Raw genomic sequence first — 26,555 nt, 5'->3', positions numbered from 1 at the left:
TTAAAGGCAGACAAGAAGAATGAAAGCTTACGCCGTACCTTTCGAGAAGTTCGTCAACCTGGCCGATGCCCGCCTGGGCACCAAAATCATCTCGGTCACCGATGACTGGTTCGCAGACGCCAACCGTCTGTTCCAACCGACCCCGGCCGTATGGAAGGAGGGCGTGTTCGATGACAACGGCAAGTGGATGGACGGCTGGGAATCGCGCCGCAAGCGCTTCGAAGGCTTCGACAGCGCAGTGATCCGCCTGGGCGTACCGGGTTCGATCAAGGGCGTCGACATCGACACTTCATTCTTCACCGGCAACTTCCCGCCGTCGGCGTCCCTGGAAGCCTGCTTCCTGGCCTCGGGCGAGCCTGATGAAAACACCCAGTGGACGGAAGTGCTGTCCGCCGTCGAGCTGCAGGGCAACAGCCACCACTTCCACGAAATCAACAACGACCAGGCCTTCAGCCACCTGCGTTTCAACATCTACCCGGACGGCGGTGTGGCCCGTCTGCGCGTGTACGGCGTTCCGTTCCGCGACTGGTCCGCTGTTGGTGACAACGAACAAGTCGACCTGGCCTCAGCCCTCAACGGTGGCCGCGCCCTCGCCTGCTCCGACGAACACTTCGGCCGCATGAGCAACATCCTCAACCCGGGCCGTGGCATCAACATGGGCGACGGCTGGGAAACCGCACGTCGTCGTACTCCGGGCAACGACTGGGTCATCGTCGCGCTGGGTCATGCCGGCGAAGTCGAGAAAGTCATCGTCGACACCCTGCACTTCAAGGGCAACTACCCGGACACCTGCTCGATCCAGGGCGCTTTCGTGAAGGGCGGTACCGACAGCCAGATCGAAACCCAGTCGCTGTTCTGGCGTGAACTGTTGCCAGCACAAAAACTGGAAATGCACGCCGAACACACCTTTGCCGAGCAGATCAAGGCACTGGGGCCGATCACCCACATCCGCCTGAACGTGTTCCCGGATGGTGGTGTGAGCCGCCTGCGTGTTTTGGGCAAGGTCGCTAAATAAGCGCTGAACCCAATCGCTAGCAGGCTAGCTCCCACATTTGCAATGCATTCCCCTGTGGGAGCTAGCCTGCTAGCGATAGCAATAGAACAGACAACAACGAATTCAAGGTAAGTAGAACAGCATGCGCACACTGACGATTGAACCGCTGACCAAAGAAGCCTTCGCCCCTTTCGGTGACGTGATCGAAACCGACGGCAGCGATCACTTCATGATCAACAACGGTTCGACCATGCGCTTCCATAAACTGGCGACGGTCGAAACCGCAACGCCAGAGGACAACGCGATCATCAGCATCTTCCGCGCCGACGCGCAGGACATGCCGCTGACCGTCTGCATGCTGGAGCGTCACCCGCTGGGCAGTCAGGCTTTCATTCCGCTGCTCGGCAACCCCTTTCTGATCGTGGTCGCGCCACTTGGCGATGAACCTGTATCAGGCTTGGTCCGCGCCTTCGTCACCAACGGCAGGCAGGGCATTAATTACCATCGCGGCGTTTGGCACCATCCGGTGCTGACGATCGAAAAGCGGGATGACTTCCTGGTGGTTGATCGCAGTGGCACAGGCAATAACTGCGATGAGCATTTTTTCAAAGAGGATGAGCGTTTGATCCTCGCCCCCCACCAATAAGAGAAGGTCTGATCACTCGACAACAGAGTGACAGGCGAGAGGTAAAGACTGTGGAAGCACATCTGTTGGAATGGCTGAACCTGAGCGTGCGCTGGGTTCACATGATTACTGGCGTGGCCTGGATCGGTGCGTCGTTCTATTTCGTATGGCTGGAAAACAACCTCAACCGGGTCAACCCGAAAAGCGGCCTGGCCGGCGATTTATGGGCAATCCACGGTGGCGGTATCTACCACCTGGAAAAATACAAGCTGGCTCCACCGACCATGCCGGACAACCTGCACTGGTTCAAATGGGAAGCCTACTTCACCTGGATGTCGGGTATCGCGCTGCTGTGCGTGGTGTTCTACTCCAACCCGACGCTCTACCTGCTGGCTCCGGGCAGCTCCCTGAGCGGTCCTGAAGGCGTACTGTTGGGCATCGGCTCGCTGTTCGTCGGCTGGTTCGTCTACTCCTTCCTGTGCGACTCGGCCCTGGGCAAACGCCCTGCCCTGCTTGGCGCAATCCTGTTCGCCCTGATCATCGCCGCGGCCTACGGCTTCAGCAAAGTGTTCAGCGGTCGGGGTGCGTACCTGCACGTCGGCGCGATCATCGGCACCATCATGGTCGGCAACGTGTTCCGCATCATCATGCCGGCACAACGTGCACTGGTAGCGGCCATCGCCGAGAACCGTACGCCCGATCCGGCGCTGCCAGCCAAAGGCTTGCTGCGTTCACGCCACAACAACTACTTCACCTTGCCGGTGCTGTTCATCATGATCAGCAACCACTTCCCGAGCACCTACGGCAGCCAGTACAACTGGTTGATCCTGGCCGGGATCGCGGTACTGGCGGTGTTGGTGCGTCACTACTTCAACACCCGTCACGACAGCCACAAGTTTGCCTGGACCCTGCCTGTTGCAGCGGTGGGCATGATCTGCCTGGCTTATGTGACCGGTCCGAAGCCGATGTCCAGCGCCCCTGAAGTGGCCAACGCTCCAGCGAAAATCGAATACCAGCCGCTGCCGGAAACCGCAGTGGGCGGTGGATTGAAACCTGCTGAAGCCAAACCCGCAGAAGCGCCCGCAGCCGCTCCGGTTCAGGCCTCCAATGCCGGTCCGGGTTTCGACAAAGTGCACAGCGTGATCCAGGAACGTTGCGCGGTTTGCCATTCGGCCAAGCCGACCAGCCCGCTGTTCAGTGCGGCCCCTGCCGGTGTGATGTTCGACACCCCCGAGCAGATCCGCCAGAACGCACCGCGGATTCAGGCGCAAGCCGTCACCAGCCAGATCATGCCACTGGGCAACATCACGCAGATGACCCAGCAGGAACGTGACCTGATCGGTGCCTGGATTGTGCAGGGAGCCCAGACCAATTAATCGCTGAAAGCTTCGCGAGCAGGCTCGCTCCCACAGGTGTTGCATGACCTGTGCGGGAGCGGGCTTGCCTGCGAATGGCCGCAAAACGGCCCACCAGATTCGAATACAGCTGCCGGCAGCACTGCAGCTGTAAATCACAAGAATAAAAAGATCCGAGGTGTTGCATGTCCGAGCTATCCGAAGCGCGCATCCCCGACGCACCCGCCATTCAGCGTTTGCCCCTCTTGCAACTGATCCTGGTCGGCTTGCAACATGTTCTGCTGATGTACGGTGGTGCCATCGCGGTACCGCTGATCATCGGGCAGGCCGCTGGCCTGAGTCGTGAAGAAATCGCCTTCCTGATCAACGCCGACCTGCTGGTGGCGGGTATCGCCACCATCGTCCAGTCCCTCGGCATCGGCCCCATGGGCATTCGCATGCCGGTGATGATGGGCGCCAGTTTCGCCGCCGTCGGCAGCATGGTCGCCATGGCCGGCATGCCCGGTATCGGCCTGCAAGGGATCTTCGGCGCGACCATTGCCGCCGGGTTCTTCGGCATGCTCATCGCCCCGTTCATGTCCAAGGTCGTGCGCTTCTTCCCGCCACTGGTGACCGGGACGGTCATCACCTCGATCGGTTTGTCGCTGTTCCCCGTGGCCGTGAACTGGGCCGGCGGCGGTGCCAGCGCCGCTCAATTCGGTTCACCGATCTACCTGACCATCGCCGCCCTGGTACTGGGTACCATCTTGCTGGTGCACCGTTTCATGCGCGGCTTCTGGGTCAACATTTCCGTGCTGATCGGCATGTGCCTGGGCTATGTGCTCTGCGGCCTGCTCGGCATGGTAGACCTCAGTGGCATGGCTCAGGCGCCATGGCTGCAATTTGTCACCCCGCTGCACTTCGGCATGCCGAAATTCGAACTGGCGCCGATCCTGTCCATGTGCCTGGTGGTGGTGATCATTTTCGTCGAGTCCACCGGGATGTTTCTGGCGCTGGGCAAGATCACCGGCCAGGAAGTCTGCCCACGGATGCTGCGGCGCGGTTTGCTGTGCGATGCAGGCGCCTCGTTCTTCGCCGGTTTCTTCAACACCTTCACCCACTCCTCCTTCGCCCAGAACATCGGCCTGGTGCAGATGACCGGCGTGCGCTGCCGTTCGGTGACCATCGTTGCCGGCGGGTTGCTGATCGTGCTGAGCCTGCTGCCCAAAGCCGCGTTTTTGGTAGCGTCGATTCCTCCGGCAGTACTGGGCGGCGCAGCGATTGCGATGTTCGGCATGGTCGCCGCCACCGGGATCAAGATCCTGCAGGAAGCGGACATTGGTGATCGTCGCAACCAGTTGCTGGTGGCGGTGAGCATCGGCATGGGCCTGATCCCGGTCGTACGCCCGGAATTTTTCGCCCACCTGCCCGTGTGGATGAGCCCGATCACCCACAGTGGCATCGCCATGGCCACCCTCAGCGCGCTGACGCTGAACCTGTTGTTCAACATCCTGGGTGGCGCCGAACGCGCGGCCATCAACGACTGTCACGCTCACCCGCACTAAGTGAGACACCACAACCCCTGTAGGAGCGAGCCTGCTCGCGATGGTCGCTAACGATAACGCGTGTTTTCTGGATAAACGCGGCGCTCTGTAGTTCATCGCGAGCAGGCTCGCTCCTACAGGGGCAGGGTTGCCTGCGCCTTAAAAATAAAAACAAGAGGGAGCAACAGATGATTCGGACGAAAACCAACCTGCTGTTGGGTGCCGGCCTGCTGGCCGCGAGTCAGGCCATGGCCGGCGACCTGCTGCTGTGGCAGACCAACAGCCTGAGCTACCTGTATGGCAAGGATTTCGTGGTCAACCCGCGCATCCAGCAGACGATAACCTTCGAACACGCCGACCGCTGGAAGTACGGCGACAACTTCATGTTCATCGACAGCACCTACTACAACGGCGAGAAGGACCGCAACAAAGGCGTTCACGCCTATTACGGCGAGTTCAGTCCGCGCCTGTCCTTCGGCAAGATCCTCGACCGCCGATTCGAGTTCGGCCCGATCAAGGACGTGCTGCTGGCCATGACCTACGAGAACGGCGAAGACGACACCGAGGCCTACCTGATCGGCCCCGGTTTCGACCTCGCGGTACCGGGCTTCAACTTTTTCACCCTGAACTTCTACTACCGCCAGACCGAAGGCTCGCGTCCCGGCGATGACGTCTGGCAGATCACACCGGCCTGGTCCTACACCCTTCCATTGGGCAGCTCGAACCTGTTGATCGACGGCTACATGGACTGGGTCGTGGACAACGACCAGAACGACCACGGCACTTATCACGCCAACCTGCACTTCAACCCGCAGATCAAGTACGACCTGGGCAAGGCCATGGGCTGGCGGGAGAAACAGGTGTACGTCGGCGTCGAATACAGCTACTGGAAAGACAAGTACGGCATCGAAAACAGTTCCAGCTTCGACACCAATGAAAACACCACCAGCCTGCTGGTAAAGGTGCACTTCTGATGCTGCCCCGCAACCGTGCCCCAAGCCTGTCGTCGGTGCGCCGTTGCGGAGCACTTGAGACCTGGCCGAGGAGTCAGTATTCTCCGCGGCCGCCCGAATCCGGTTTAAAAAAAAGCCCGGATGTAAAACCTGACCAGAAAGCCAACTTACCCCGGCTCTGGCAGGCACCAAGGCACCCCAAAACCCCTCTCAATCGACCGCTCCTGAGCCGCCGAACGGGAGTTTTTTTGCTTTCTGAAAGCCTTGGCCCAGCTCTTGCTAACAGCATTAAAGCTGACCGAATGGATGACTTTTTACCGCTACATAAACAGGCGCCACACCAGAGTGCCGACCTTAAAAAAATAACGTGGAACCACCTACTTTTTGGGAGCAACCGAATGAAACGTACGTGCACTAGCCTGATGCTGGCGGGATCGATGCTGGCCGGGGGCCAGGCCATGGCCGGCGATTTGCTGCAGTGGCAGAACAACAGCCTGAGCTACCTCTATGGCAAGGACTTCCAGGTCAACCCGCGCATCCAGCAGACGGTGACCTTCGAACACGCCGATGGCTGGAAGTACGGCGACAACTTCTTCTTCATCGACAAGATCTTCTACAACGGCAAGGAAGACCATTTCGCGGGCGAGAACTCCCACTACGGTGAGCTCAGTCCGCGCCTGTCGTTCAACAAGATCTTCGACCAGAAGTTCGAGTTCGGCCCGATCAAGGACGTGCTGCTGGCCATGACCTACGAGTTCGGTGAAGACGATACCGAGTCGTACCTGATCGGTCCTGGTTTCGACCTGGCCATCCCGGGCTTCGATTACTTCCAGTTGAACTTCTACAACCGTCACACCGAAGGCGACCGCCCGGGCGACGACATCTGGCAGGTCTCGCCGGTCTGGTCCTACACCATTCCGGTGGGTGGCTCGGACGTGCTGATCGACGGCTTCATGGACTGGGTGGTCGACAACGACGTCAACAGCAAAGGCGAGTACCACGCCAACCTGCACTTCAATCCGCAGGTCAAATATGACCTGGGCAAGGCATTGAACCTGGGTGCCAAGCAGCTGTACGTGGGTGTCGAGTATGACTACTGGAAAAACAAGTACGGTATCGAAGACAGCCAGGGATTCAAGACTGATCAGAGCGTGACCAGCTTCCTGGTCAAGGTTCACTTCTGATCATGTAGGAGCGAGCTTGCTCGCGATGGACTAGAGAGCGCCACGGGGTGTCAGGCTCCCAGCGTCATCGTTAACGTCCATCGCGAGCAAGCTCGCTCCTGCAGACTGCCTATCTCAAACCGAAAGCACAGGCTCCGCCAATCCGAGAAACCGGCACAACTCGCCGCGCTTGGCCAACGCATCCCGTCGCCCCAGCTCGATCAACTCGCTGCAATACCCCGCCTCGAACAGCAGATAACTCAGCACCCCTGCCCCGCTGGTCTTGGTCGCACCCGGCCCGCGCAGAAACAGGCGCAATGCCGCCGGCAACTCCTGGCGATGGCGCGCGGCAATCTCATCGATCGGCTGGCTCGGTGAAATCACCAACACGTCCACCGGGGCCACGCCCAACGCGCGGATGGGCGTACCGTCGGGCATCAGGTGACTGAACTGGTTCAGGCGCTGCAACAGCTCGATGTCGCTTTCCAGGCTGTCAATGAACGTACTGTTGAGCATGTGCCCGCCGATCTGCGCCAGGGTCGGCTGCTGACCGGTGTAGCTGCGCAGCAAGGGTTGTTGCGGGTCGACTCCACGGGGGTTGCCGCTGACGCCCACCACCAGCACCCGACTGGCGCCCAGATGCAGCGCAGGACTGATCGGCGCCGACTGACGCACCGCGCCATCACCGAAATACTCTTCGTCGATTTTCACCGGAGCGAACAGCAGCGGAATGGCCGAGCTGGCGAGCAGGTGTTCAACGGACAAGCGAGTAGGAACGCCGATGCGGCGATGGCGCAACCAGGCATCGATCTTGCCGCCGCCCTCATAGAAGGTGACTGCCTGGCCGGACTCATAGCCGAACGCGGTGACCGCCACCGCATGCAATTGCTTCTGTGCGATCGCCTCGGCGATGCCGCCCATCTGCAACTTGTCGTTGAGCAGATCCCGCAGTGGCGAACTGTTGAGCAACGCCACCGGCACCTGGGCACCGATGCCGAGCAAACTGTGGCTGACAAAGCGACTGGCCTGGCGGATCACCCCGGGCCAGTCGCTGCGCAACACCAGATGACTGCGAAAGCCCTGCCAGAAGGCCGTCAGGCGTTCGATGGCGTTACGAAAGTCCATTGCACCGCTGGCGAGGCTGACGGCGTTGATCGCGCCCGCCGAGGTGCCGACGATCACCGGAAACGGATTGCGGGCCCCCGGCGGCAGCAATTCGGCAATCGCCGCCAGCACCCCGACCTGATAGGCCGCCCGAGCCCCGCCACCGGAAAGAATCAACCCTGTTACCGGTTCAACTGGACTCATGCACAACTCTCCATGGTGCTTGATGGGATTTCGTTGTTTCGACCTATTCCCTTGTAGGAGCGAGCTTGCTCGCGATGGTCATGAAAACGCCGCGGGGTGTCAGGTGCCCCGCGTTATCGTTGGCTACCATCGCGAGCGAGCTCGCTCCTACAGGGTATCGGGGTTCAACGACGTTTGGCGTACAGCTTGGGCTCGCCCGGTGGACGGCTCTTGAAGCGGCGGTGGGCCCACAGGTATTGCTCGGGATGCTCGCGCAGAACGCTTTCGATCCACTGGTTGATGCGAATGCAGTCCTCTTCTTCGGTTTCGCCGGGGAAGCCTTCGAGCGGCGCATGGATCACCAGGCGATACCCACTGCCGTCCGCCAGACGTTCCTGGGTGAACGGTACCACCAGCGCCTTGCCCAGCCGCGCAAACTTGCTCGTGGCGGTGACAGTCGCAGCCTGAATGCCGAACAGCGGCACAAAAACACTTTGCTTGGCGCCGTAGTCCTGATCCGGTGCGTACCAGATCGCCCGGCCCGAGCGCAGCAATTTGAGCATGCCGCGCACGTCTTCGCGTTCTATCGCCAGCGAATCGAGGTTGTGTCGCTCGCGGCCCTGGCGCTGGATGTAGTCGAACAACGGATTCTTGTGCTCGCGGTACATGCCGTCGATGGTGTGCTGCTGACCGAGCAACGCCGCGCCGATTTCCAGCGTCGTGAAGTGCAACGCCATCAGGATCACGCCCTTGCCTTCGCGCTGGGCCTTTTGCAAATGCTCCAACCCTTCGATATGAGCGAGACTCGCCAGGCGCTTGCGCGACCACCACCAGCTCATCGCCATTTCAAAGAAAGCGATGCCGGTGGAGGCGAAGTTTTCCTTGAGCAGGCGTTTGCGTTCGGCGGCGGTTTTTTCCGGAAAACACAGTTCCAGATTGCGCTTGGCAATGCGCCGTCTGTCGCCGGCGACCCGATACATCAAGGCGCCCAGGACACGGCCGACCCACAGCAGTGCCGGATACGGCAACTGGACGATCAGCCACAACAGCCCCAGGCCACACCACAGCGGCCAGAAACGTGGAGATAGAAATGCTTTTCGAAAACGCGGGCGGTCCATTAATGCTTCCGGAATGACAATGGCCGCGCATTCTACATCGTTCGACCCGGCTTGCGGCCCGCGGGCGTTCTCGTTATAAGTCTCGGCACTTTTAGTGACAAGTCGTTGTATGCCGACCATGAGCCAAACCGAACCGCTAGACCAAGATCCCGTGTTCCAGTTGAAGGGCAGCATGCTGGCCATTACGGTGCTGGAACTGGCCCGTAACGACCTCGAAAGCCTTGATCGGCAACTGGCCGCCAAGGTTGCCCAGGCGCCCAACTTCTTCAGCAACGCGCCGCTGGTACTGGCCCTGGACAAACTCCCGGCCAGCGAAGGCGCGGTCGATCTGCCAGGGCTGATGCGCGTCTGCCGCCAGCATGGCCTGCGTACCCTGGCGATCCGCGCCAGCCGCATCGAAGACATAGCCGCCGCCATCGCGGTCGACCTGCCCGTGCTGCCACCGTCCGGCGCCCGGGAGCGTCCACTGGACCTGACCGAAGGCGAACCGAAGAAAAAACCGGAAAAACCGCCCGAGCCGACCATCAAGCCGACGAAAATCATCACCTCGCCGGTACGCGGCGGCCAGCAGATTTATGCCCAGGGCTGCGATCTGGTGGTGATCTCCTCGGTCAGCCCGGGGGCGGAACTTCTCGCCGATGGCAACATCCATGTATACGGCCCGATGCGTGGTCGCGTGTTGGCCGGCGTCAAGGGCGACACCAAGGCGCGGATTTTCTGTCAGCAAATGAGTGCTGAGCTGATTTCCATCGCCGGGCATTACAAGGTTTCCGAAGATCTGCGCCGCGACCCTCTATGGGGTTCGGGTGTGCAGGTCAGCCTGTCCGGCGACGTGTTGAACATCATTCGGCTTTAACGGATACTGCCGCATTTTCCAAGCATCTCTAAAACGTAGCGAAAACGGCTCAAACGAAGTAGGAAAAAGGCCGAAAGCAGTGTTTACCGGGGGTAAACGCCGCTCAAAACCGGATTCCAGCCAAGGCTGTCCGACTGCAGTAGTTTTTCAGGAGATGTTTTTCAGGGACTGAAAAGTCCTTTTTCCTTAGGGGTGAAACACCTTGGCCAAGATTCTCGTGGTTACATCCGGCAAGGGTGGTGTGGGTAAGACCACCACCAGCGCCGCTATCGGTACCGGCCTCGCTCTGCGCGGCCACAAAACAGTGATCGTCGACTTCGACGTGGGCTTGCGTAACCTCGACCTGATCATGGGTTGCGAGCGCCGTGTGGTGTATGACTTCGTCAACGTGGTCAACGGCGAAGCCAACCTGCAACAGGCCCTGATCAAAGACAAGCGCCTGGAAAACCTCTACGTGCTGGCCGCCAGCCAGACCCGCGACAAAGACGCGCTGACCGTCGAAGGCGTGGAAAAAGTCCTGATGCAACTCAAGGAAGACTTTGAGTTCGTGGTCTGCGACTCCCCGGCGGGCATCGAGAAAGGCGCCCACCTGGCCATGTACTTCGCCGATGAAGCGATCGTCGTGACCAACCCGGAAGTCTCCTCGGTACGAGATTCGGACCGTATGCTCGGCCTGCTGGCGAGCAAGTCCCGTCGCGCCGAACGTGGCGAAGACCCGATCAAGGAACACCTGCTGATTACCCGTTATCACCCGGAACGTGTGAGCAAAGGCGAAATGCTCGGCGTAGAAGACGTCAAGGAAATCCTTTCGGTGACCCTGCTCGGCGTGATCCCTGAATCCCAGGCGGTGCTCAAGGCATCCAACCAGGGTGTTCCGGTGATTCTCGACGACCAGAGCGATGCCGGCCAGGCCTACAGCGATACCGTTGACCGCCTGCTGGGCAAAACCGTGGATCATCGATTCCTCGATGTACAGAAGAAGGGATTCTTCGAGCGCCTGTTTGGAGGCAACTAAGCAATGAACCTTTTTGACTTCTTTCGTGCCAACAAAAAGCAAAGCACCGCGTCGGTAGCGAAAGAGCGTCTACAGATCATCGTGGCGCACGAACGCGGCCAACGCAGTACCCCGGACTACCTGCCGGCCTTGCAGAAGGAACTGGTCGAGGTGATCCGCAAGTACGTCAATATCGGGTCCGATGACGTGCATGTCGCACTGGAAAGCCAGGGCAGTTGCTCGATTCTGGAACTCAATATCACCCTGCCTGATCGCTGAGTCGATCCGCCAGGAGCCACGGCGGTTGTAGGAGCGAGCTTGCTCGCGATGGTGTGTCAGCCACATTGATTTCGCTGACACTCAATCGCGAGCAAACTCGCTCCTACAGCCGCCGTTGGCGTTTGTTACGAGGCTGTTTTAATGCCGTTGTCCAACATCCACATCATCCATCAGGATGCCGCCGTACTGGTGGTGAACAAACCGACCCTGTTGCTCTCTGTCCCTGGCCGGGCCGATGACAACAAGGACTGCCTGATTACCCGCCTGCAGGAAAACGGCTACCCGGAAGCGCGAATCGTCCACCGGCTGGACTGGGAGACGTCCGGCATCATCCTGCTGGCCCGCGACCCGGACACCCATCGCGAGCTGTCCCGGCAGTTTCACGACCGGGAAACCGAAAAGGCCTACACCGCCCTGTGCTGGGGTCAGCCGGAACTGGACAGCGGCAGCATCGACCTGCCCTTGCGTTACGACCCGCCGACCAAGCCGCGCCACGTGGTCGACCATGAGTTCGGCAAACATGCGCTGACCTTCTGGCGCGTGCTCGAACGTTGCGGCGACTGGTGCCGCGTCGAGCTGACACCGATCACCGGCCGCTCCCACCAGTTGCGCGTACACATGCTCTCGATTGGCCATCCGCTGCTGGGTGACGGCCTCTATGCCCATGAACAGGCGCTGGCGGCCTGGCCGCGATTGTGCCTGCACGCAAGCATGCTCAGCTTCACCCACCCGCAAAGTGGCGAGCGCCTGCGCTTCGAGTGCCCTGCTCCGTTCTGAAGCTACAACTGCAGACAATGTGGGAGCGAGCCTGCTCGCGATAGCGGTGTGTCAGACAATGCAAATGTCGATTGACACTCCGTCTTCGCGAGCAGGCTCGCTCCCACAGGGTTCTCCGGCAGACTCAATATCGGAGAATGCCCCAACATCAGTCCACCGCCAATTCCCTGACCAATACGTTAAACTGGCGCCACTGCTGTCTGGAGCTACCTTATGCGCGAAGAGTTGAACCAAGGCCTGATCGATTTCCTCAAGGCCTCCCCTACCCCGTTCCATGCCACCGCCAGCCTTGTCCATCGTCTGGAAGCGGCAGGCTATCAACGCCTCGACGAGCGCGAGCCGTGGAATACCGAAGCCAACGGTCGCTACTACGTCACCCGCAACGACTCTTCGATTGTCGCGATCAAGATGGGCCGCCATTCACCGCTGCACGGCGGCATTCGTCTGGTCGGCGCCCACACGGACAGCCCGTGCCTGCGCGTCAAGCCGCAACCGGAACTGCAACGCCAGGGCTTCTGGCAACTGGGCGTCGAAGTCTATGGCGGCGCGCTGCTGGCACCATGGTTCGACCGTGACCTGTCTCTGGCAGGCCGCGTAACCTTCCGTCGTGATGGCAAGGTCGAGAGCCAGTTGATCGACTTCAAGGCTCCGGTCGCGATCATTCCGAACCTGGCGATCCACCTCAACCGTGAAGCCAACATGGGTTGGGCCATCAACGCCCAGACCGAACTGCCGCCGATCCTCGCGCAATTTGCCGGTGACGAGCGCGTGGACTTCCGCGCGGTGCTTACCGACCAGCTCGCCCGCGAACACGGCCTGAATGCCGACGTGGTGCTCGATTACGAGCTGAGTTTTTATGACACCCAAAGCGCTGCGGTCATTGGCCTGCATGGCGACTTCATCGCCGGCGCACGCCTGGACAACCTGCTGTCGTGCTACGCCGGCCTGCAAGCGCTGCTGACGGCCGAGACCGACGAAACCTGCGTGCTCGTCTGCAACGACCACGAAGAAGTCGGTTCCTGCTCGGCCTGCGGCGCCGACGGCCCGATGCTCGAGCAAACCTTACGCCGCCTGCTGCCTGAAGGTGATGAATTCGTACGCACCATTCAGAAATCCCTGCTGGTGTCGGCTGACAACGCCCACGGCGTGCATCCGAACTACGCCGACAAGCACGACGCCAACCACGGCCCGAAACTCAATGCCGGCCCGGTGATCAAGGTCAACAGCAACCAGCGCTACGCCACCAACAGCGAAACCGCCGGGTTCTTCCGTCACCTGTGCATGGCTGAAGAAGTACCGGTGCAAAGCTTCGTGGTGCGCAGCGACATGGGCTGTGGTTCGACCATCGGCCCGATCACCGCCAGCCACCTGGGTGTGCGCACCGTGGACATCGGCCTGCCGACGTTCGCCATGCACTCGATCCGCGAACTGTGCGGCAGCCACGACCTGGCGCATCTGATCAAAGTGCTGAGCGCGTTCTACGCCTGCCGCGAGTTGCCGTAACAACCCTGTAGGAGCGAGCTTGCTCGCGAAGAACGTCAGGGCGCCGCGCTCATTCAGGCAGTCCCCATCATCGTTCACGCCCATCGCGAGCAAGCTCGTTCCTGCACACATCACACCAGCCGCATCAAAAGCGGCCTAGACTTCAAGTATCCCTTCGACAAGGCTGTCTCCATGATTTCGATGTCTACCTTCCACGCCATGTTGATTCCGATTCTTGCCGGGATGCTCCTGCTGGCCATCGGTTTCAACTTTCGCGATAAAAATGCCGGCGTGTTTGCCATGTGGATCGGCATGCTGACCATTCTCGCGACCGTGGTGATCAAGATCCTCGCCAAACTCAACGAATAATTCATCACCCTTGGCTCGCATTGATTTTGACGGGCTCGTACACTCGGTCGATCCGCTCCCTGCGAGGTTGACCGCCTAGTGTTCGCTCGTCTTTCTGCCCTCCCGTGTATTGTCCTTGTCTGCCTGATGACGCTGCTGTCAGTCGCGCCGGCCCAGGCGGCCGGCCTGCCGGGCCTGCTCAACAACCAGGCCAAGGCCCAGCCCGAAGCACAGGAACCGCTGGGGCAATCCCTGGACGAAGTGATCAAGTCGCTGGAAAACGACCAGCAACGCAGCAAGCTGCTGGCCGACCTGAAAAAGCTCCGCGACACCACCAAACAGGCCCAGCCGATTACCGAAGAAGGCGTGCTGGGCCTGATTGGCGGAACCCTGACCACTATCGAGAAGAAATTTACCGGCGACGACAGTCCGCTCACGCGCTGGTCCAGTGAGTTCGATCAGGCCAGGGAAGAACTGGCGGCGCTGGCGCTGCCGGCCAATGAATGGCTGCCCATGCTGTTCGCCTTCGCCATGATCCTGATGGTCTGGAGCCTGCTGGCCGCCGCCCTGATCTGGATCAGCCACCGCGTGCGGATGCGTTTCGGCCTGACCGAAGAACTGCCGCAACACCCCCGGGCCCTGGACATGCTGCGTTTTGCCCTGCGCAAACTCGGGCCATGGCTGATCGCCCTGGTGATCACGGTTTACATGAGCTACGCCCTGCCCTCGTCCCTGGGCAAGAGCCTGGCGATGGTGCTGGCCTATGCACTGGTGGTCGGCACCTGCTTCTCCGCCATCTGCGTGATTGCCTTTTCCCTGCTCGACGGCCCACACCGCCACCGCGCCTTGTACATCCTGCGGCACCAGGCGTTTCGACCGCTGTGGCTGATCGGCAGCTTTGCCGCGTTTGGCGAAGCACTGAGCGATCCGCAACTGGTCAACAGCCTCGGCAGCCATCTGGCCCACACCGCCGCAACAGTTGCCAATGTCCTGGCAGCGCTCTCCACGGGGCGCTTCATCCTGCGTTTCCGCCGGCCGATCGCCCACCTGATCCGCAACCAGCCGTTGTCCCGGCGCCTGACTCGCCGCGCGCTCAACGACACCCTGTCGATTCTCGGCACCTTCTGGTACGTGCCGGCGCTGGTGCTGGTGGCCATCTCCCTGTTCGCAACGTTCATTTCCGCCGGCGACACCAGCACCGCCCTGCGCCAGTCGCTGATCTGCACCGTCTTGCTGGTACTGTGCATGGTCATCAACGGACTGGTACGCCGCCAAGGCCTCAAACCCCAAGGCGGTATCCGGCGCTACGCCGTGTATTCGGAACGGCTGAAAAACTTCTTCTACACCATCGTTCACCTGTTGGTGTGGCTGGCCTTCATCGAACTTGGCCTGCGGGTCTGGGGCATGTCGTTGATCCGCTTTACCGAAGGCGACGGCCACGAAGTCAGTGTCAAACTGTTCAGCCTCGCCGGCACATTGCTGTTCGCCTGGCTGATCTGGATTCTCAGCGATACCGCGGTGCATCACGCGCTGACCCGCTCGCGCAAAGGCCTGGCCAACGCCCGCGCACAGACAATGATGCCGCTGATTCGCAACGTGCTGTTCATAGCGATTTTTATCATCGCGCTGATTGTCGCCCTGGCGAACATGGGCATGAATGTCACGCCCCTGCTGGCCGGTGCCGGCGTGATCGGTCTGGCCATCGGTTTTGGTGCGCAGTCGCTGGTAGCCGACCTGATTACCGGGTTGTTCATCATCATCGAAGACTCCCTGGCCATCGACGACTACGTGGATGTCGGCGGCCATCTTGGCACGGTCGAAGGCCTGACCATCCGCACCGTGCGTCTGCGGGACATCGACGGCATCGTCCACACCATTCCGTTCAGTGAAATCAAAAGCATCAAGAACTACTCCCGGGAATTCGGCTACGCGATCTTCCGGGTCGCGGTGCCGGCCAACATGGACATCGACAACGCCATCAAACTGATGCGCGAAGTCGGCCAGAAAATGCGCACCGATCCGTTGCAGCGGCGCAATATCTGGTCGCCGCTGGAGTTCCAGGGGGTAGAAAGTTTCGAGTCGGGCAATGCAATCCTGCGCGCCCGCTTCAAGACGGCGCCGATCAAGCAGTGGGAGGTTTCGCGGGCGTTCAATCTGTCACTGAAACGGCATATGGATGAGGCTGGGCTGGATCTGGCGATGCCGCGAATGAGCGTGCAGGTGATGACAGCCGGCACAGGGTCACAAGAGTAATCAAACGAAAAGGCAGCATGGGAATAACCCAACGCTGCCTGATTTCACCTTAAAGAGCATTACGATTTGCCAGGCATCAACTTCAAGAGCCGGGTACTCCAATATTTTTAATGCTCAGCCCAATCGACACTGGCTTTGGAGAGTATGATTGTTTTTCAGAAATACTTTTCCAGCTATCCTCCCCGCTTGGCACTATATATTTAACAGTGTCCCGAATGGTCTCTACCTTGACTTTCTGGGCGGCTATCAGAAAGTTATAGAGTGTATCTCTATCATTGAAAGCATCATCCCCACCAAACTGCAGAACCGGCCCACCGTAAACTGTAGACAGATTAATCAAAGCGCTCCCAGCGGCAACACCACTCCACTCCATTGAGCCCGTCTCGGTATCTTGCAGATGAAAAATTGTCGGCTGAGCGCGTAGCACCAGATACCCTCTCTCATCGCAACTTACGCAGGCAGCCTGCTCCCCAGCCACATAGATACTGCAGTAACTACCTACAAAATTAAAATAAAACAGTGTTGGTTCGCCACCGTTCCATTGCGTTCCTATACTTCCATTTTCCAGCACCCTGACCGGGTACCCGGAAATATGCAGGGTGGCAGAAAATGAAAAAGTCGATGCTGTCATAACAATATCCTTATATAAATAGCTCCAATACCGCCTGTGTAGCGGCGCCCCTAAACCTACTCAGAAAACACAAACAAAAACAGCAAAACAGCGCATTAATTAATATCAATATTTAACCATCAGATCAAACACGCACTTGCCGCGCCTTAGCTCACGCTTACTTCACGAACAACTGAAGCAGAATCAAACCACATCCACACCGACATGAATCGCATCATGTCGCCAGAACTCCAGATCGCAGTCGATCAGGCGTTCATGCTGGTCATAGTTGACCCGGGCAATCCGCAGGCCCGGACTGCCCACCGATACCTTCAATGCCGCTGCCGCATCCACCGACAACGCCGTGGGCACAATCTCGAAGCGCACCCGTCCGTAGTGCAAGTCGTAATGCCGCGCATACAACTCGGTGATCGACTGATTCAAATCGAAATCGAGGATCCCGGGAAAGTACTGCGGGTTCAGATAGTGCTCCACATACAACACCAGTCGCCCGTCGATCCGCCGTGAGCGGCAGATCTGAATCACGCTCGACAGCGCCGGCAATTGCAGCCAGGCACACACCGCCGCCGAGGCCGGTTGCAATCGCGCCGAAATCACCTCGGTGGATGGCACCCGCCCCTGGGCGCTGACCATCGCGTGAAAGTGGCTGCGCTGCATGAGGTTGTAGGCCAGGCGTGGCGGCGAGACGAACCAGCCGCGACGCTCCTCGCGATAAATCTGACCCTGTGACTCCAACTGCAACAACGCTTCACGCAAGGTGATCCGCGTGGTGCCGAACAATTCACTGAGCTTGCGCTCGGCCGGCAATTTGCTGCCGGGAGTCAACAGTCCGTGGTCGATCTGCTCCTGAAGCACCTGGCCGATGGCTGTTACCGTTTTTGTTGCCTCTTCACGCATCAATGTTTCCTTTCTGGACTAGACCAGCACCATTTCAGGGCAGAACCACAGCGTAAACCGGCTCATTCAATAGTCTGCAAGCGTAGGCAGTGCAGATGACCGCGATGTGACAAAGCTGCCCAACGGTCGCCATCCTCTGCCCTCAACAACCTGCAATTCATCGGCCAAGTCCCTTGCCTTCCGGGGCCTTGACCATGGTCTACGCTTAGCAGGCCAGTCGCTATACCGCTGAGCAAAAAGTCATTCCGGGCGACGAGCGACATCAAAGTGTCATCCAGCCCCCTTAAATTGGCTCAGGTATTGCTGACCTAGACCAACACGAACCGCAATCGCAGCGTTGAACACGACCCAAGGAGCTTTGGAATGAAAAAGTTTTTCCTGGCATCACTGTTAGGCTCGACCATCGCAATGTGCACCGCCGCCATGGCGGCCGATGATCTGAAAACCCTGGAAGCCGCAGCAAAAGCGGAAGGCGCCGTCAACAGCGTCGGCATGCCCAATGACTGGGCCAACTGGGCCGGCACCTGGAAAGACCTGAGCGACAAGTACGGCCTCAAGCACATCGACACCGACATGAGTTCGGCCCAGGAAATCGCCAAGTTCGCCGCGGAAAAAGACAACGCCAGCGCCGACATCGGCGACGTCGGTGCAGCGTTCGGCCCGATCGCGGTCAAGCAAGGCGTGGTCCAGCCTTACAAGCCTTCGACCTGGGATCAAATTCCAGCCTGGGCCAAGGACAAGGACGGCAACTGGGCACTGGCTTACACCGGCACCATCGCTTTCGTCGTCAACAAGAAATTGCTGCACGGTTCCGAAGTGCCAACCAAGTGGGCAGACCTCAAGACCGGCAAGTACAAGGTTTCCATCGGTGACGTGAGCACTGCTGCCCAGGCTGCGAACGGCGTTCTGGCGGCGGCACTGGCCAATGGTGGCGACGAGAAAAACCTCAAGCCTGCCCTGGATCTGTTCGCCGACATCGCCAAGCAGGGTCGCCTGTCAATGTCCAACCCGGTCATTGGTGCCATGGAAAAAGGCGAAATCGAAGTCGGCGTGGTCTGGGACTTCAACGGCCTGAGCTACAAGGCCAAGATGGCCAATCCGGATGACTACGTGGTGCTGATTCCGTCCGACGGCTCGGTGATATCCGGCTACACCACCATCATCAACAAGTACGCGAAAAACCCGAACGCCGCCAAGCTGACCCGCGAATACATCTTCAGCGACGCCGGCCAGATCAACCTGGCCAAAGGCAACGCCCGTCCGATCCGTGCCGAGCACATCACACTGCCGGAAGACGTGAAGGCCAAGCTGCTGCCGAACGAGCAGTACAAGAAGGTCACGCCGATCAAAGACGCGGACGCCTGGGAAAAGACCTCCAAGGCCCTTCCTCAGAAGTGGCAGGAAGAAGTCATCATCAATATGCAATAACCCTGTGGCCCACCATTTTTTGATGGGCCAATGAGAATCCCTGTGGGAACGAGCTTGCTCGCGATAGCGATTAGACATTCAACATGGATGTTGAATGGTAGTCCCTCATCGCGAGCAGGCTCGCTCCCACAGTGGACCGAGTGAATTCCGAATTCCTGTTCCACGGAGTTTTTGCCCCTATGAAGCACAACGTCATCCTTGTCGTGCTCGACGGCCTCAACTACGAGGTCGCCCGCCACGCCATGGGGCACCTGCAGGCTTACGTCGGCGCCGGACGCGCCGCACTCTACAAACTGGAGTGCGAGTTGCCTGCCCTGTCCCGACCGCTGTACGAATGCATCCTGACCGGCGTCGCGCCGATCGACAGCGGTATCGTCCACAACAACGTCTCGCGCCTGTCCAACCAGCGCAGCATCTATCACTACGCCACTGACGCAGGCCTTGTCACTGCAGCGGCGGCCTATCACTGGGTCAGTGAGCTGTACAACCGTTCGCCCTTCGTGGCGGCCCGGGACCGTCATACCGATGACCCGAAACTGCCGATCCAGCACGGGCATTTCTACTGGAACGATCACTACCCGGACTCGCACCTGTTCGCCGACGCCGAAAACCTGCGCCTGCGCCACACGCCGAACTTCCTGTTGATCCACCCGATGAACATCGACGACGCCGGGCACAAGCACGGCCTCGACACCCCGCAGTACCGCAACAGTGCCCGCTCGGCCGACATCATCCTGGCCGACTACCTGCAAGGCTGGCTCGATGCCGGTTACCAGGTGCTGGTCACCGCCGACCACGGCATGAACAACGACCGCTCCCACAACGGCCTGCTGCCGGAAGAACGTGAGGTGCCGCTGTTCGTTCTCGGTGACGCGTTCAGCTTCGACGCCGGTGCCGCGCCGAAACAGACCGAGATCTGCGGCACCGTCTGCCAGTTGCTCGGCGTGCCCCACGACAAACCGGTCTGCCGGGAGCTGTTGAAGTGAATGCCATGACACGCAGTAAATGGCTGGCAGCCTTATGCCTGGTCCCGTTCGCGCTGTTCTTCATCGTGTTCGAGATCGCACCGCTGACCTGGGTGATGATCAACAGCCTGCAATCGGAAGAATTCGGCTGGGGCCTGGCCAACTTCAGCAAGATCTTCAGCTCGAAGTTTTACCTGCAGGCCATCCAGTACAGCCTTGAGATCAGCTTCTGGTCCAGCGTGTTCGGGATCGTCATCGCAATTCTGGGCGCCTACTCACTGCGCCGGGTCGATTCGAAACTGCGCAACTTCGTCAACGCCTTCGCCAACATGACCAGCAACTTCGCCGGTGTGCCCCTGGCCTTCGCGTTCATCATTCTGCTCGGCTTCAACGGCAGCTTCACCATCATGCTCAAGCAGGCCGGCATCATTCAGGACTTCAACCTGTACTCGAAAACCGGACTGATCATTCTCTACACCTACTTCCAGATTCCCCTCGGCGTGCTGTTGCTGTACCCGGCCTTCGATGCGCTGCGCGAAGACTGGCGCGAGTCTGCTTCACTGCTCGGCGCGAGCGGCTGGCAATTCTGGCGGCACATCGGCTTGCCGGTATTGACGCCAGCACTGCTGGGCACCTTCGTGATCCTGCTGGCCAACGCCCTCGGGGCCTACGCCACGGTGTACGCCTTGACCACCGGTAACTTCAACGTGCTGCCGATTCGCATCGCGGCAATGGTGTCCGGTGACATTTCCCTGGACCCGAACCTGGCCAGCGCCCTGGCCGTGGTGCTGGTGGCCTTGATGACCCTGGTGACCATCGTGCATCAGTTGCTGTTGAAGAGGAGCTACCATGTCACGCGCTGAACTGGGGCCCGCCGGTGTCTACCACCGGGTCGTGGTGTACTTGCTGTTTGCCATCCTGCTGTTGCCGCTGGCCGGCACGCTGATCTACTCGATCGCCAGTAGTTGGTCGGCGACCATCCTGCCCAGCGGTTTCACCCTCAAGTGGTACATCCAGCTGTGGAGCGATCCGCGCTTCCTGAATGCGTTCGGACAATCGCTGCTGGTCTGCGTCGGTTCGCTGATCCTTTCGGTGGTGCTGATTCTGCCGTTGCTGTTCGTGGTGCATTACCACTTCCCGAAACTCGACGCGCTGATGAACATCCTGATCCTGCTGCCCTTCGCCGTGCCGCCGGTGGTGTCGTCGGTGGGGCTGTTGCAGCTCTACGGTTCCGGACCGTTCGCCATGGTCGGGACGCCGTGGATCCTGATCGGTTGCTACTTCACCGTGGCGCTGCCGTTCATGTACCGGGCGATCACCAACAACCTGCAAGCGATCAACCTGCGCGACCTGATGGACGCCGCCCAGTTGCTCGGCGCCAGCACCTTCCAGGCAGCCCTCCTGGTGGTGCTGCCGAACCTGCGCAAGGGCCTGATGGTGGCGTTGCTGCTGTCGTTCTCGTTCCTGTTCGGTGAGTTCGTGTTCGCCAACATTCTGGTCGGTACCCGCTACGAAACCCTGCAGGTCTACCTCAACAACATGCGCAACAGCAGCGGCCATTTCACCAGTGCGCTGGTGATCTCCTACTTCTTCTTTGTGCTGGTTCTGACCTGGATTGCCAATATCTTGAACAGGGACAAAAGCGAATGAGCTATGTCAGCGTCCAACATCTTCAGAAAAGCTTCGCGGGCACCACGGTGTTCAGCGACATCAATTGCGAAATCCAGAAAGGTGAGTTCGTCACCCTGCTCGGCCCGTCCGGTTGCGGCAAATCCACGCTGCTGCGCTGCATCGCCGGACTGACTTCGGTGGATGGCGGCAAGATCCTGCTCGACGGCCAGGACATCGTGCCCCTGAGTCCGCAGAAACGCGGGATCGGCATGGTATTCCAGAGCTATGCGCTGTTTCCCAACATGACCGTGGAACAGAACGTCGCCTTCGGCCTGCGCATGCAAAAGGTCAATGCCGACGACAGCCGCAAACGTGTCGCCGAAGTACTCAAACTGGTGGAGCTCAATGACTTTGCCGCGCGTTACCCGCATCAGCTCTCGGGGGGCCAGTGCCAGCGCGTTGCCCTCGCCCGCTCCCTGGTGACCCGGCCACGCCTGTTGCTGCTGGATGAGCCGCTGTCGGCCCTGGACGCGCGGATTCGCAAACACCTGCGTGAACAGATTCGTCAGATCCAGCGTGAACTGGGCCTGACCACGATTTTCGTCACACACGATCAGGAAGAAGCCCTGACCATGTCTGACCGGATTTTCCTGATGAATCAGGGAAAGATCGTACAGAGCGGCGACGCCGAAACCCTCTACACCGCACCGGTGGATGTGTTCGCAGCCGGTTTCATCGGCAACTACAACCTGCTGGATGCCGACAGCGCTTCGAAGCTGCTGCAGCGACCGATCAGCAAGCGCATCGCCATTCGCCCGGAAGCCATCGAACTGAGCCTTGACGGCGAACTGGACGCACAGATACGCAGCCACAGCCTGCTGGGCAATGTGATTCGCTACCGGGTCGAAGCCCGGGGCGTGGAATTGGTGGTGGATGTGCTGAACCGCTCGGCGGCCGACCTGCATCCCGATGGTCAGCGCCTGGCGCTTTCCATCGATCCGACGGCCCTGTGTGAGGTAGCCTGATGCCTTTGCTGACGCTGAAGAGAGAACTGCACTGATGGCCCTGGCAATTTTTGATCTGGACGAAACCCTGATCCACGGCGATTGCGCCTCGCTTTGGAGCGAGCAAATGGTCCGCCTCGGCTGGGTCGATGGCGAATCGTTCCTGCGTCGCGACAAGGAGTTGATGGATGCGTACGGCAGGGGCCATCTGGCAATGGAGGACTACATGGCCTTCAGCCTGGAACCGTTGATCGGTCGTACGCCCGCAGAGGTCGAGCATCTGGTTGGCCCATGGGTGGAAGACTTCGTCGAACCGATCATCTTCAGCGACGCCACCAAAACCATCGCGGCGCATCGTAAGGCCGGTGACCGGATTCTGGTGATTTCGGCCTCGGGCACCCACCTGGTCGGCCCCATCGCCGAACGCCTGGGCATCGACGAGATTCTCGGTATCGAACTGGAAGTGGACCATGGCGTTTACACCGGCCATACCGTTGGCACCCTGACCTACCGCGAAGGCAAGATCACCCGTTTGCTGGAGTGGCTGGATGCAGAGGAGGAAAACCTCGAAGGCGCGAGTTTCTATTCCGACTCACGCAATGACCTGCCGCTGTTGCTGAAGGTGGATTATCCGCATGTGGTGAACCCGGATCCGGTGTTGCGCGAGCAGGCTGAAAAGGCGGGCTGGCCGATCCATCTCTGGAAGTAACTCGTATCCCTTGTAGGAGTGAGCCTGCTCGCGATTGCGGAAGGTCAGTCAACATTAACGTCGAGTGATCCACCGCTTTCGCGAGCAGGCTCGCTCCTACAGGTTTTTGTGTTGTCAGCTCAGGCTTTCGTCAATCACCAACACCACCTTCCCCGCTACGGTATTGCTCGCCAGCTCGGCAAACGCTGCCTCGGCATCCTTGATCGGGAATGTCCTGGCCAGTTGCGGGCTCAAGCGCCCCTCGGCGAACAGCGGCCACACATGCAGGCGTAGATCGCTGAACAGATCGGCCTTGAATTGATCGTCACGGCTGCGCAGGGTCGAACCCAGCAACTGCACACGCTTGGCCAGCATCTGGGCCAGATCCAGTTTGGCCTCACGGCCGCCCATCAGACCGATCAATACCCAGCGGCCATCCTGGGCCAACAGCTTGAGGTTCAATGCCGAGTAATTGCCGCCCACCGGGTCGAGAATCACATCGAACGGCCCCAGATCCCTCAGGCTCTCCAGATCGCCATTACGCAACACGCCGCCCTGGGCGCCCAGTGCTTCGCAGTACGCCAATCGCTCGGCGGAGCCGACACTGACCCAGCAGGGGTTGCCGAACGCCTTGCACAGCTGAATGGCCGCTGAACCGATTCCACTTGCCCCGGCATGCAGAAGCACTTTCTGACCCGGTTTGAGCGCAGCCAGTTGAAACAAATTCAACCAGACTGTTGCATAAACTTCTGGCAATGCAGCCGCCTCGACCAGTGACACTTCGTCGGGAACTGGCAGCACATGCCGCCCGTCGACTACCACCTCTTCGGCCATCCCACCCCCGGCCAGCAAGGCGCAAACCCGATCACCAACCTGCCAGGAGGTCCCGGCGCCCACCTCGCTGATGACCCCCGAGCACTCTAGACCGAGCACTTGACTAGCCCCCGGTGGTGGCGGGTAAAGGCCGGCTTTCTGCAATAAATCGGCGCGATTGAGACCCGCTGCCGACACTCGGATGCGAACTTGCCCTACATCGCATGTAGGACTCGGCTCATCAACCCACACCACTTGACCGTCAACGCCTTGCAATGCTTTCACAGTGCCTCCATAGTGAGTCTGGACTGAGCCCGAAGCTGTAGCGCCGGGCTTTTTGCATTATGCGACCGGCTCCCAAAGAACCGGCGACTTCAAAGACGGCCTAATATGCGTTATCAATTGTCCCCGCGTCGAATCAGCATGAAGCATCTGTTCCCCAGCACTGCCCTCGCCTTGTTCATCGGTATCGGCTTGCTGCCGATGTCGAGCAATACATTCGCAGCCAATAGCTGGGACAAGCTTCAACCCGATCGTGACGAAGTGATCGCCAGCCTGAACGTCGTGGAGTTGCTCAAGCGCCACCACTACAGCAAGCCGCCACTCGATGACGCGCGCTCGGTGATCATCTACGACAGCTACCTCAAGCTGCTGGATCCGTCGCGCAGCTACTTCATGGCCAGCGACATTGCCGAATTCGACAAGTGGAAGACGCAGTTCGACGATTTCCTCAAGAGCGGCGACCTTAACGCCGGGTTCACCATCTACAAGCGCTACCTGGACCGCGTCAAGGCGCGTCTGGACTTCGCCCTTGCCGAGCTGAACAAGGGCGTCGACAAGATCGACTTCACCACCAAGGAAACCTTGCTGATCGATCGCAAGGATGCCCCTTGGCTCAAGTCCACCGCGGAACTCGACGACCTGTGGCGCAAACGCGTCAAGGACGAAGTCCTGCGTCAGAAGATCGCCGGCAAGGACTCCAAGCAAATCCAGGAAACCCTGACCAAGCGCTACAAGAACCAGTTGGCGCGCCTGGACCAGACCCGCGCGGAAGACATCTTCCAGGCGTACATCAACACCTTCGCCATGTCCTACGACCCGCACACCAACTATCTGTCGCCGGATAACGCGGAGAACTTCGACATCAACATGAGCCTGTCCCTCGAGGGCATCGGTGCCGTGTTGCAGAGCGATAACGACCAGGTGAAAGTCGTGCGCCTGGTGCCGGCAGGTCCGGCGGACAAGACCAAGCAGGTTGCACCGGCCGACAAGATCATCGGCGTTGCCCAGGGCAACAAGGAAATGGTCGACGTCGTGGGCTGGCGCCTGGACGAAGTGGTCAAGCTGATCCGTGGTCCGAAGGGCACCGTGGTGCGCCTGGAAGTCATCCCGGCCAGCAATGCGCCGAACGACCAGACCACCAAGATCGTGCCGATCACCCGTGAAGCGGTGAAGCTCGAAGATCAGGCCGTGAAGAAATCGGTCTTGAACCTCAAGCAGGACGGCAAGGACTACAAGCTCGGCATCATCGAGATCCCGGCGTTCTATCTGGACTTCAAGGCCTTCCGTGCCGGCGACCCGGATTACAAGAGCACCACCCGCGACGTCAAGAAACTGCTGACCGAGTTGCAGAAAGAGAAAGTTGACGGCGTGGTCATCGACTTGCGCAACAACGGCGGCGGTTCCTTGCAAGAAGCCACCGAGCTGACCAGCCTGTTCATCGACAAAGGCCCGACCGTGCTCGTGCGTAACGCCGATGGCCGGGTCGATGTACTGGAAGATGAAAACCCGGGCGCGTTCTACAAAGGCCCGATGGCGTTGCTGGTCAACCGCCTGTCCGCCTCGGCTTCGGAGATTTTTGCCGGTGCCATGCAGGACTACCACCGCGCACTGATCATCGGCGGCCAGACCTTCGGCAAAGGCACCGTGCAGACCATTCAGCCACTCAACCATGGCGAACTGAAACTGACCCTGGCCAAGTTCTACCGGGTTTCCGGGCAGAGCACCCAGCATCAGGGCGTCTTGCCGGACATCGATTACCCGTCGATCATCGACACCAAGGAAATCGGTGAAAGCGCCCTGCCGGAAGCCATGCCGTGGGACACCATCAAGGCGGCGATCAAACCTGCGCTCGACCCGTTCAAACCGTACATTTCGCAGCTCCAATCCGAGCATGACGTGCGCACGGCCAAAGATGCGGAGTTCGTGTTCATCCGCGACAAGCTGGCCCTGGCGCAGAAACTGATGACCGAGAAAACCGTCAGCCTCAATGAAGTCGAGCGTCGCGCCCAGCACGCCGACATCGAAGCCAAACAGCTGACCATGGAAAACATCCGTCGCAAGGCCAAGGGCGAAGAACCGCTCAAAGAGCTGAAGAAAGAAGACGAGGACGCCATTGCGGCCGAGGACGACAAGACCAAGCCGGAGGACGACGCCTACCTCAGCGAAACAGGGCGGATTCTGCTGGACTACCTGAAACTCAACACGGCAGTGGCCAAGCACTGAGTTTGT

Annotated in this window: 25 protein-coding genes; 20 read left to right on the top strand and 5 right to left on the bottom strand. The window is 59.6% G+C overall.

All coding sequences use genetic code 11. The annotated features are described in order from the left end of the window. Positions 1-19 precede the first annotated feature (19 nt). The 6 genes from alc to AC3ITA_RS08670 all read left to right on the top strand — a co-directional run bounded on the left by alc (position 20) and on the right by AC3ITA_RS08670 (position 6,634). Positions 20-1,015, top strand: a complete 996-nt coding sequence (gene alc / locus AC3ITA_RS08695) for an allantoicase (RefSeq protein WP_150674233.1) — start codon at positions 20-22, stop codon at positions 1,013-1,015. Between the two features lie 121 nt (positions 1,016-1,136). Next, positions 1,137-1,640 carry an ureidoglycolate lyase gene (locus tag AC3ITA_RS08690; protein WP_008005655.1) on the top strand — a complete coding sequence of 168 codons (504 nt, stop codon included), beginning with the start codon at positions 1,137-1,139 and terminating at the stop codon, positions 1,638-1,640. A 50-nt stretch (positions 1,641-1,690) separates the two neighbouring features. Further along, the gene (locus AC3ITA_RS08685; RefSeq protein WP_150674234.1) at positions 1,691-2,995 is read left to right on the top strand and encodes a urate hydroxylase PuuD; all 1,305 of its coding nucleotides are present in this window, start codon (positions 1,691-1,693) and stop codon (positions 2,993-2,995) included. Positions 2,996-3,159: 164 nt separating this feature from the next. Beyond that, entirely contained in the window at positions 3,160-4,518 is a 1,359-nt protein-coding gene (locus AC3ITA_RS08680; protein ID WP_095945221.1) for a nucleobase:cation symporter-2 family protein, read from the top strand. 167 nt (positions 4,519-4,685) lie between these two features. Beyond that, positions 4,686-5,471, top strand: coding sequence for an outer membrane protein OmpK (locus AC3ITA_RS08675; protein ID WP_489280015.1), 786 nt, complete (start codon positions 4,686-4,688; stop codon positions 5,469-5,471). Positions 5,472-5,848: 377 nt separating this feature from the next. Then, a complete protein-coding gene (locus tag AC3ITA_RS08670; protein ID WP_095945219.1) occupies positions 5,849-6,634 on the top strand; it encodes an outer membrane protein OmpK in 786 nt (261 codons plus the stop codon). Positions 6,635-6,748: 114 nt separating this feature from the next. Here the strand turns inward: AC3ITA_RS08670 and AC3ITA_RS08665 are convergent, their stop codons facing one another. Together AC3ITA_RS08665 and AC3ITA_RS08660 are read right to left on the bottom strand one after the other, a co-directional pair. Continuing rightward, positions 6,749-7,921, bottom strand: a complete 1,173-nt coding sequence (locus tag AC3ITA_RS08665) for a patatin-like phospholipase family protein (RefSeq protein ID WP_489280012.1) — start codon at positions 7,919-7,921, stop codon at positions 6,749-6,751. 164 nt (positions 7,922-8,085) lie between these two features. After that, positions 8,086-9,018, bottom strand: a complete 933-nt coding sequence (locus AC3ITA_RS08660) for a lipid A biosynthesis lauroyl acyltransferase (protein ID WP_095945217.1) — start codon at positions 9,016-9,018, stop codon at positions 8,086-8,088. 118 nt (positions 9,019-9,136) lie between these two features. Here AC3ITA_RS08660 and minC point away from each other — a divergent pair, with 118 nt between their 5' ends. The 7 genes from minC (at position 9,137) to AC3ITA_RS08625 (ending at position 16,007) form a co-directional block, all read left to right on the top strand. Beyond that, positions 9,137-9,874 carry a septum site-determining protein MinC gene (gene minC / locus AC3ITA_RS08655; protein ID WP_095945248.1) on the top strand — a complete coding sequence of 246 codons (738 nt, stop codon included), beginning with the start codon at positions 9,137-9,139 and terminating at the stop codon, positions 9,872-9,874. A 202-nt stretch (positions 9,875-10,076) separates the two neighbouring features. After that, the gene (minD, locus tag AC3ITA_RS08650; protein ID WP_007974946.1) at positions 10,077-10,889 is read left to right on the top strand and encodes a septum site-determining protein MinD; all 813 of its coding nucleotides are present in this window, start codon (positions 10,077-10,079) and stop codon (positions 10,887-10,889) included. Positions 10,890-10,892: 3 nt separating this feature from the next. After that, entirely contained in the window at positions 10,893-11,147 is a 255-nt protein-coding gene (gene minE / locus AC3ITA_RS08645; protein ID WP_007974947.1) for a cell division topological specificity factor MinE, read from the top strand. A 141-nt stretch (positions 11,148-11,288) separates the two neighbouring features. Then, a complete protein-coding gene (locus AC3ITA_RS08640) occupies positions 11,289-11,924 on the top strand; it encodes an RluA family pseudouridine synthase (protein WP_046037585.1) in 636 nt (211 codons plus the stop codon). A 213-nt stretch (positions 11,925-12,137) separates the two neighbouring features. Then, complete coding sequence (locus AC3ITA_RS08635; protein WP_095945216.1) at positions 12,138-13,427, top strand: M18 family aminopeptidase; 1,290 nt, start codon at positions 12,138-12,140, stop codon at positions 13,425-13,427. Between the two features lie 171 nt (positions 13,428-13,598). Next, complete coding sequence (locus AC3ITA_RS08630) at positions 13,599-13,775, top strand: hypothetical protein (RefSeq protein ID WP_172435382.1); 177 nt, start codon at positions 13,599-13,601, stop codon at positions 13,773-13,775. Between the two features lie 126 nt (positions 13,776-13,901). Then, positions 13,902-16,007 carry a mechanosensitive ion channel domain-containing protein gene (locus AC3ITA_RS08625; RefSeq protein WP_489280008.1) on the top strand — a complete coding sequence of 702 codons (2,106 nt, stop codon included), beginning with the start codon at positions 13,902-13,904 and terminating at the stop codon, positions 16,005-16,007. A gap of 82 nt (positions 16,008-16,089) precedes the next feature. On the opposite strand, the gene AC3ITA_RS08620 is transcribed toward AC3ITA_RS08625, so the two are convergent. Together AC3ITA_RS08620 and AC3ITA_RS08615 are read right to left on the bottom strand one after the other, a co-directional pair. Next, positions 16,090-16,638, bottom strand: a complete 549-nt coding sequence (locus tag AC3ITA_RS08620; protein WP_095945214.1) for a hypothetical protein — start codon at positions 16,636-16,638, stop codon at positions 16,090-16,092. A 183-nt stretch (positions 16,639-16,821) separates the two neighbouring features. Then, positions 16,822-17,535, bottom strand: coding sequence for a UTRA domain-containing protein (locus AC3ITA_RS08615; RefSeq protein ID WP_095945213.1), 714 nt, complete (start codon positions 17,533-17,535; stop codon positions 16,822-16,824). Positions 17,536-17,898: 363 nt separating this feature from the next. Between AC3ITA_RS08615 and AC3ITA_RS08610 the strand changes: the two genes are divergently transcribed. From AC3ITA_RS08610 to AC3ITA_RS08585, 6 genes are all read left to right on the top strand, one after another. Further along, positions 17,899-18,963: an ABC transporter substrate-binding protein gene (locus AC3ITA_RS08610; protein WP_095945212.1), complete on the top strand. Its 1,065-nt coding sequence runs from the start codon at positions 17,899-17,901 to the stop codon at positions 18,961-18,963. 179 nt (positions 18,964-19,142) lie between these two features. Continuing rightward, positions 19,143-19,949 (top strand): alkaline phosphatase family protein, encoded by an 807-nt coding sequence (locus AC3ITA_RS08605; protein WP_095945211.1) that lies wholly within the window; start codon positions 19,143-19,145, stop codon positions 19,947-19,949. A 5-nt stretch (positions 19,950-19,954) separates the two neighbouring features. Next, positions 19,955-20,791 (top strand): ABC transporter permease, encoded by an 837-nt coding sequence (locus AC3ITA_RS08600; protein ID WP_172435381.1) that lies wholly within the window; start codon positions 19,955-19,957, stop codon positions 20,789-20,791. Continuing rightward, the gene (locus AC3ITA_RS08595) at positions 20,778-21,578 is read left to right on the top strand and encodes an ABC transporter permease (RefSeq protein WP_095945209.1); all 801 of its coding nucleotides are present in this window, start codon (positions 20,778-20,780) and stop codon (positions 21,576-21,578) included. The genes AC3ITA_RS08600 and AC3ITA_RS08595 overlap by 14 nt, the downstream gene beginning before the upstream one ends. Then, the gene (locus AC3ITA_RS08590) at positions 21,575-22,564 is read left to right on the top strand and encodes an ABC transporter ATP-binding protein (protein ID WP_095945208.1); all 990 of its coding nucleotides are present in this window, start codon (positions 21,575-21,577) and stop codon (positions 22,562-22,564) included. Before AC3ITA_RS08595 ends, AC3ITA_RS08590 begins: the two co-directional genes overlap by 4 nt. A gap of 34 nt (positions 22,565-22,598) precedes the next feature. Beyond that, on the top strand, positions 22,599-23,252 hold the full coding sequence (locus AC3ITA_RS08585) for an HAD family hydrolase (protein WP_095945207.1): 654 nt from the start codon (positions 22,599-22,601) through the stop codon (positions 23,250-23,252). A 114-nt stretch (positions 23,253-23,366) separates the two neighbouring features. On the opposite strand, the gene AC3ITA_RS08580 is transcribed toward AC3ITA_RS08585, so the two are convergent. Further along, positions 23,367-24,329 carry a zinc-binding dehydrogenase gene (locus AC3ITA_RS08580; protein ID WP_489280004.1) on the bottom strand — a complete coding sequence of 321 codons (963 nt, stop codon included), beginning with the start codon at positions 24,327-24,329 and terminating at the stop codon, positions 23,367-23,369. A 138-nt stretch (positions 24,330-24,467) separates the two neighbouring features. Between AC3ITA_RS08580 and AC3ITA_RS08575 the strand changes: the two genes are divergently transcribed. Continuing rightward, a complete protein-coding gene (locus AC3ITA_RS08575; RefSeq protein WP_172435380.1) occupies positions 24,468-26,549 on the top strand; it encodes a carboxy terminal-processing peptidase in 2,082 nt (693 codons plus the stop codon). Positions 26,550-26,555: the final 6 nt, after the last annotated feature.

This window comes from Pseudomonas sp. GL_090, from assembly GCF_057837765.1.
The sequence above is the reverse complement of the archived record's forward strand: the minus strand, read 5'-3'. Positions and strand labels throughout refer to the sequence as shown.

Bases quoted from the DNA above. Each gene is read 5' to 3' on its own strand.
- AC3ITA_RS08690 (WP_008005655.1), top strand. From the start codon at position 1,137: ATGCGCACACTGACGATTGAACCGCTGACCAAAGAAGCCTTCGCCCCT.
- AC3ITA_RS08575 (WP_172435380.1), top strand. From the start codon at position 24,468: ATGAAGCATCTGTTCCCCAGCACTGCCCTCGCCTTGTTCATCGGTATC.
- AC3ITA_RS08605 (WP_095945211.1), top strand. From the start codon at position 19,143: ATGAAGCACAACGTCATCCTTGTCGTGCTCGACGGCCTCAACTACGAG.
- AC3ITA_RS08585 (WP_095945207.1), top strand. From the start codon at position 22,599: ATGGCCCTGGCAATTTTTGATCTGGACGAAACCCTGATCCACGGCGAT.
- AC3ITA_RS08680 (WP_095945221.1), top strand. From the start codon at position 3,160: ATGTCCGAGCTATCCGAAGCGCGCATCCCCGACGCACCCGCCATTCAG.
- AC3ITA_RS08675 (WP_489280015.1), top strand. From the start codon at position 4,686: ATGATTCGGACGAAAACCAACCTGCTGTTGGGTGCCGGCCTGCTGGCC.
- AC3ITA_RS08635 (WP_095945216.1), top strand. From the start codon at position 12,138: ATGCGCGAAGAGTTGAACCAAGGCCTGATCGATTTCCTCAAGGCCTCC.
- alc (WP_150674233.1), top strand. From the start codon at position 20: ATGAAAGCTTACGCCGTACCTTTCGAGAAGTTCGTCAACCTGGCCGAT.
- AC3ITA_RS08600 (WP_172435381.1), top strand. From the start codon at position 19,955: ATGACACGCAGTAAATGGCTGGCAGCCTTATGCCTGGTCCCGTTCGCG.
- AC3ITA_RS08610 (WP_095945212.1), top strand. From the start codon at position 17,899: ATGAAAAAGTTTTTCCTGGCATCACTGTTAGGCTCGACCATCGCAATG.
- AC3ITA_RS08620 (WP_095945214.1), bottom strand. From the start codon at position 16,638: ATGACAGCATCGACTTTTTCATTTTCTGCCACCCTGCATATTTCCGGG.
- AC3ITA_RS08595 (WP_095945209.1), top strand. From the start codon at position 20,778: ATGTCACGCGCTGAACTGGGGCCCGCCGGTGTCTACCACCGGGTCGTG.
- AC3ITA_RS08625 (WP_489280008.1), top strand. From the start codon at position 13,902: ATGACGCTGCTGTCAGTCGCGCCGGCCCAGGCGGCCGGCCTGCCGGGC.
- minC (WP_095945248.1), top strand. From the start codon at position 9,137: ATGAGCCAAACCGAACCGCTAGACCAAGATCCCGTGTTCCAGTTGAAG.
- AC3ITA_RS08665 (WP_489280012.1), bottom strand. From the start codon at position 7,921: ATGAGTCCAGTTGAACCGGTAACAGGGTTGATTCTTTCCGGTGGCGGG.
- AC3ITA_RS08640 (WP_046037585.1), top strand. From the start codon at position 11,289: ATGCCGTTGTCCAACATCCACATCATCCATCAGGATGCCGCCGTACTG.
- AC3ITA_RS08670 (WP_095945219.1), top strand. From the start codon at position 5,849: ATGAAACGTACGTGCACTAGCCTGATGCTGGCGGGATCGATGCTGGCC.
- AC3ITA_RS08615 (WP_095945213.1), bottom strand. From the start codon at position 17,535: ATGCGTGAAGAGGCAACAAAAACGGTAACAGCCATCGGCCAGGTGCTT.
- AC3ITA_RS08590 (WP_095945208.1), top strand. From the start codon at position 21,575: ATGAGCTATGTCAGCGTCCAACATCTTCAGAAAAGCTTCGCGGGCACC.
- AC3ITA_RS08660 (WP_095945217.1), bottom strand. From the start codon at position 9,018: ATGGACCGCCCGCGTTTTCGAAAAGCATTTCTATCTCCACGTTTCTGG.
- minE (WP_007974947.1), top strand. From the start codon at position 10,893: ATGAACCTTTTTGACTTCTTTCGTGCCAACAAAAAGCAAAGCACCGCG.
- AC3ITA_RS08630 (WP_172435382.1), top strand. From the start codon at position 13,599: ATGATTTCGATGTCTACCTTCCACGCCATGTTGATTCCGATTCTTGCC.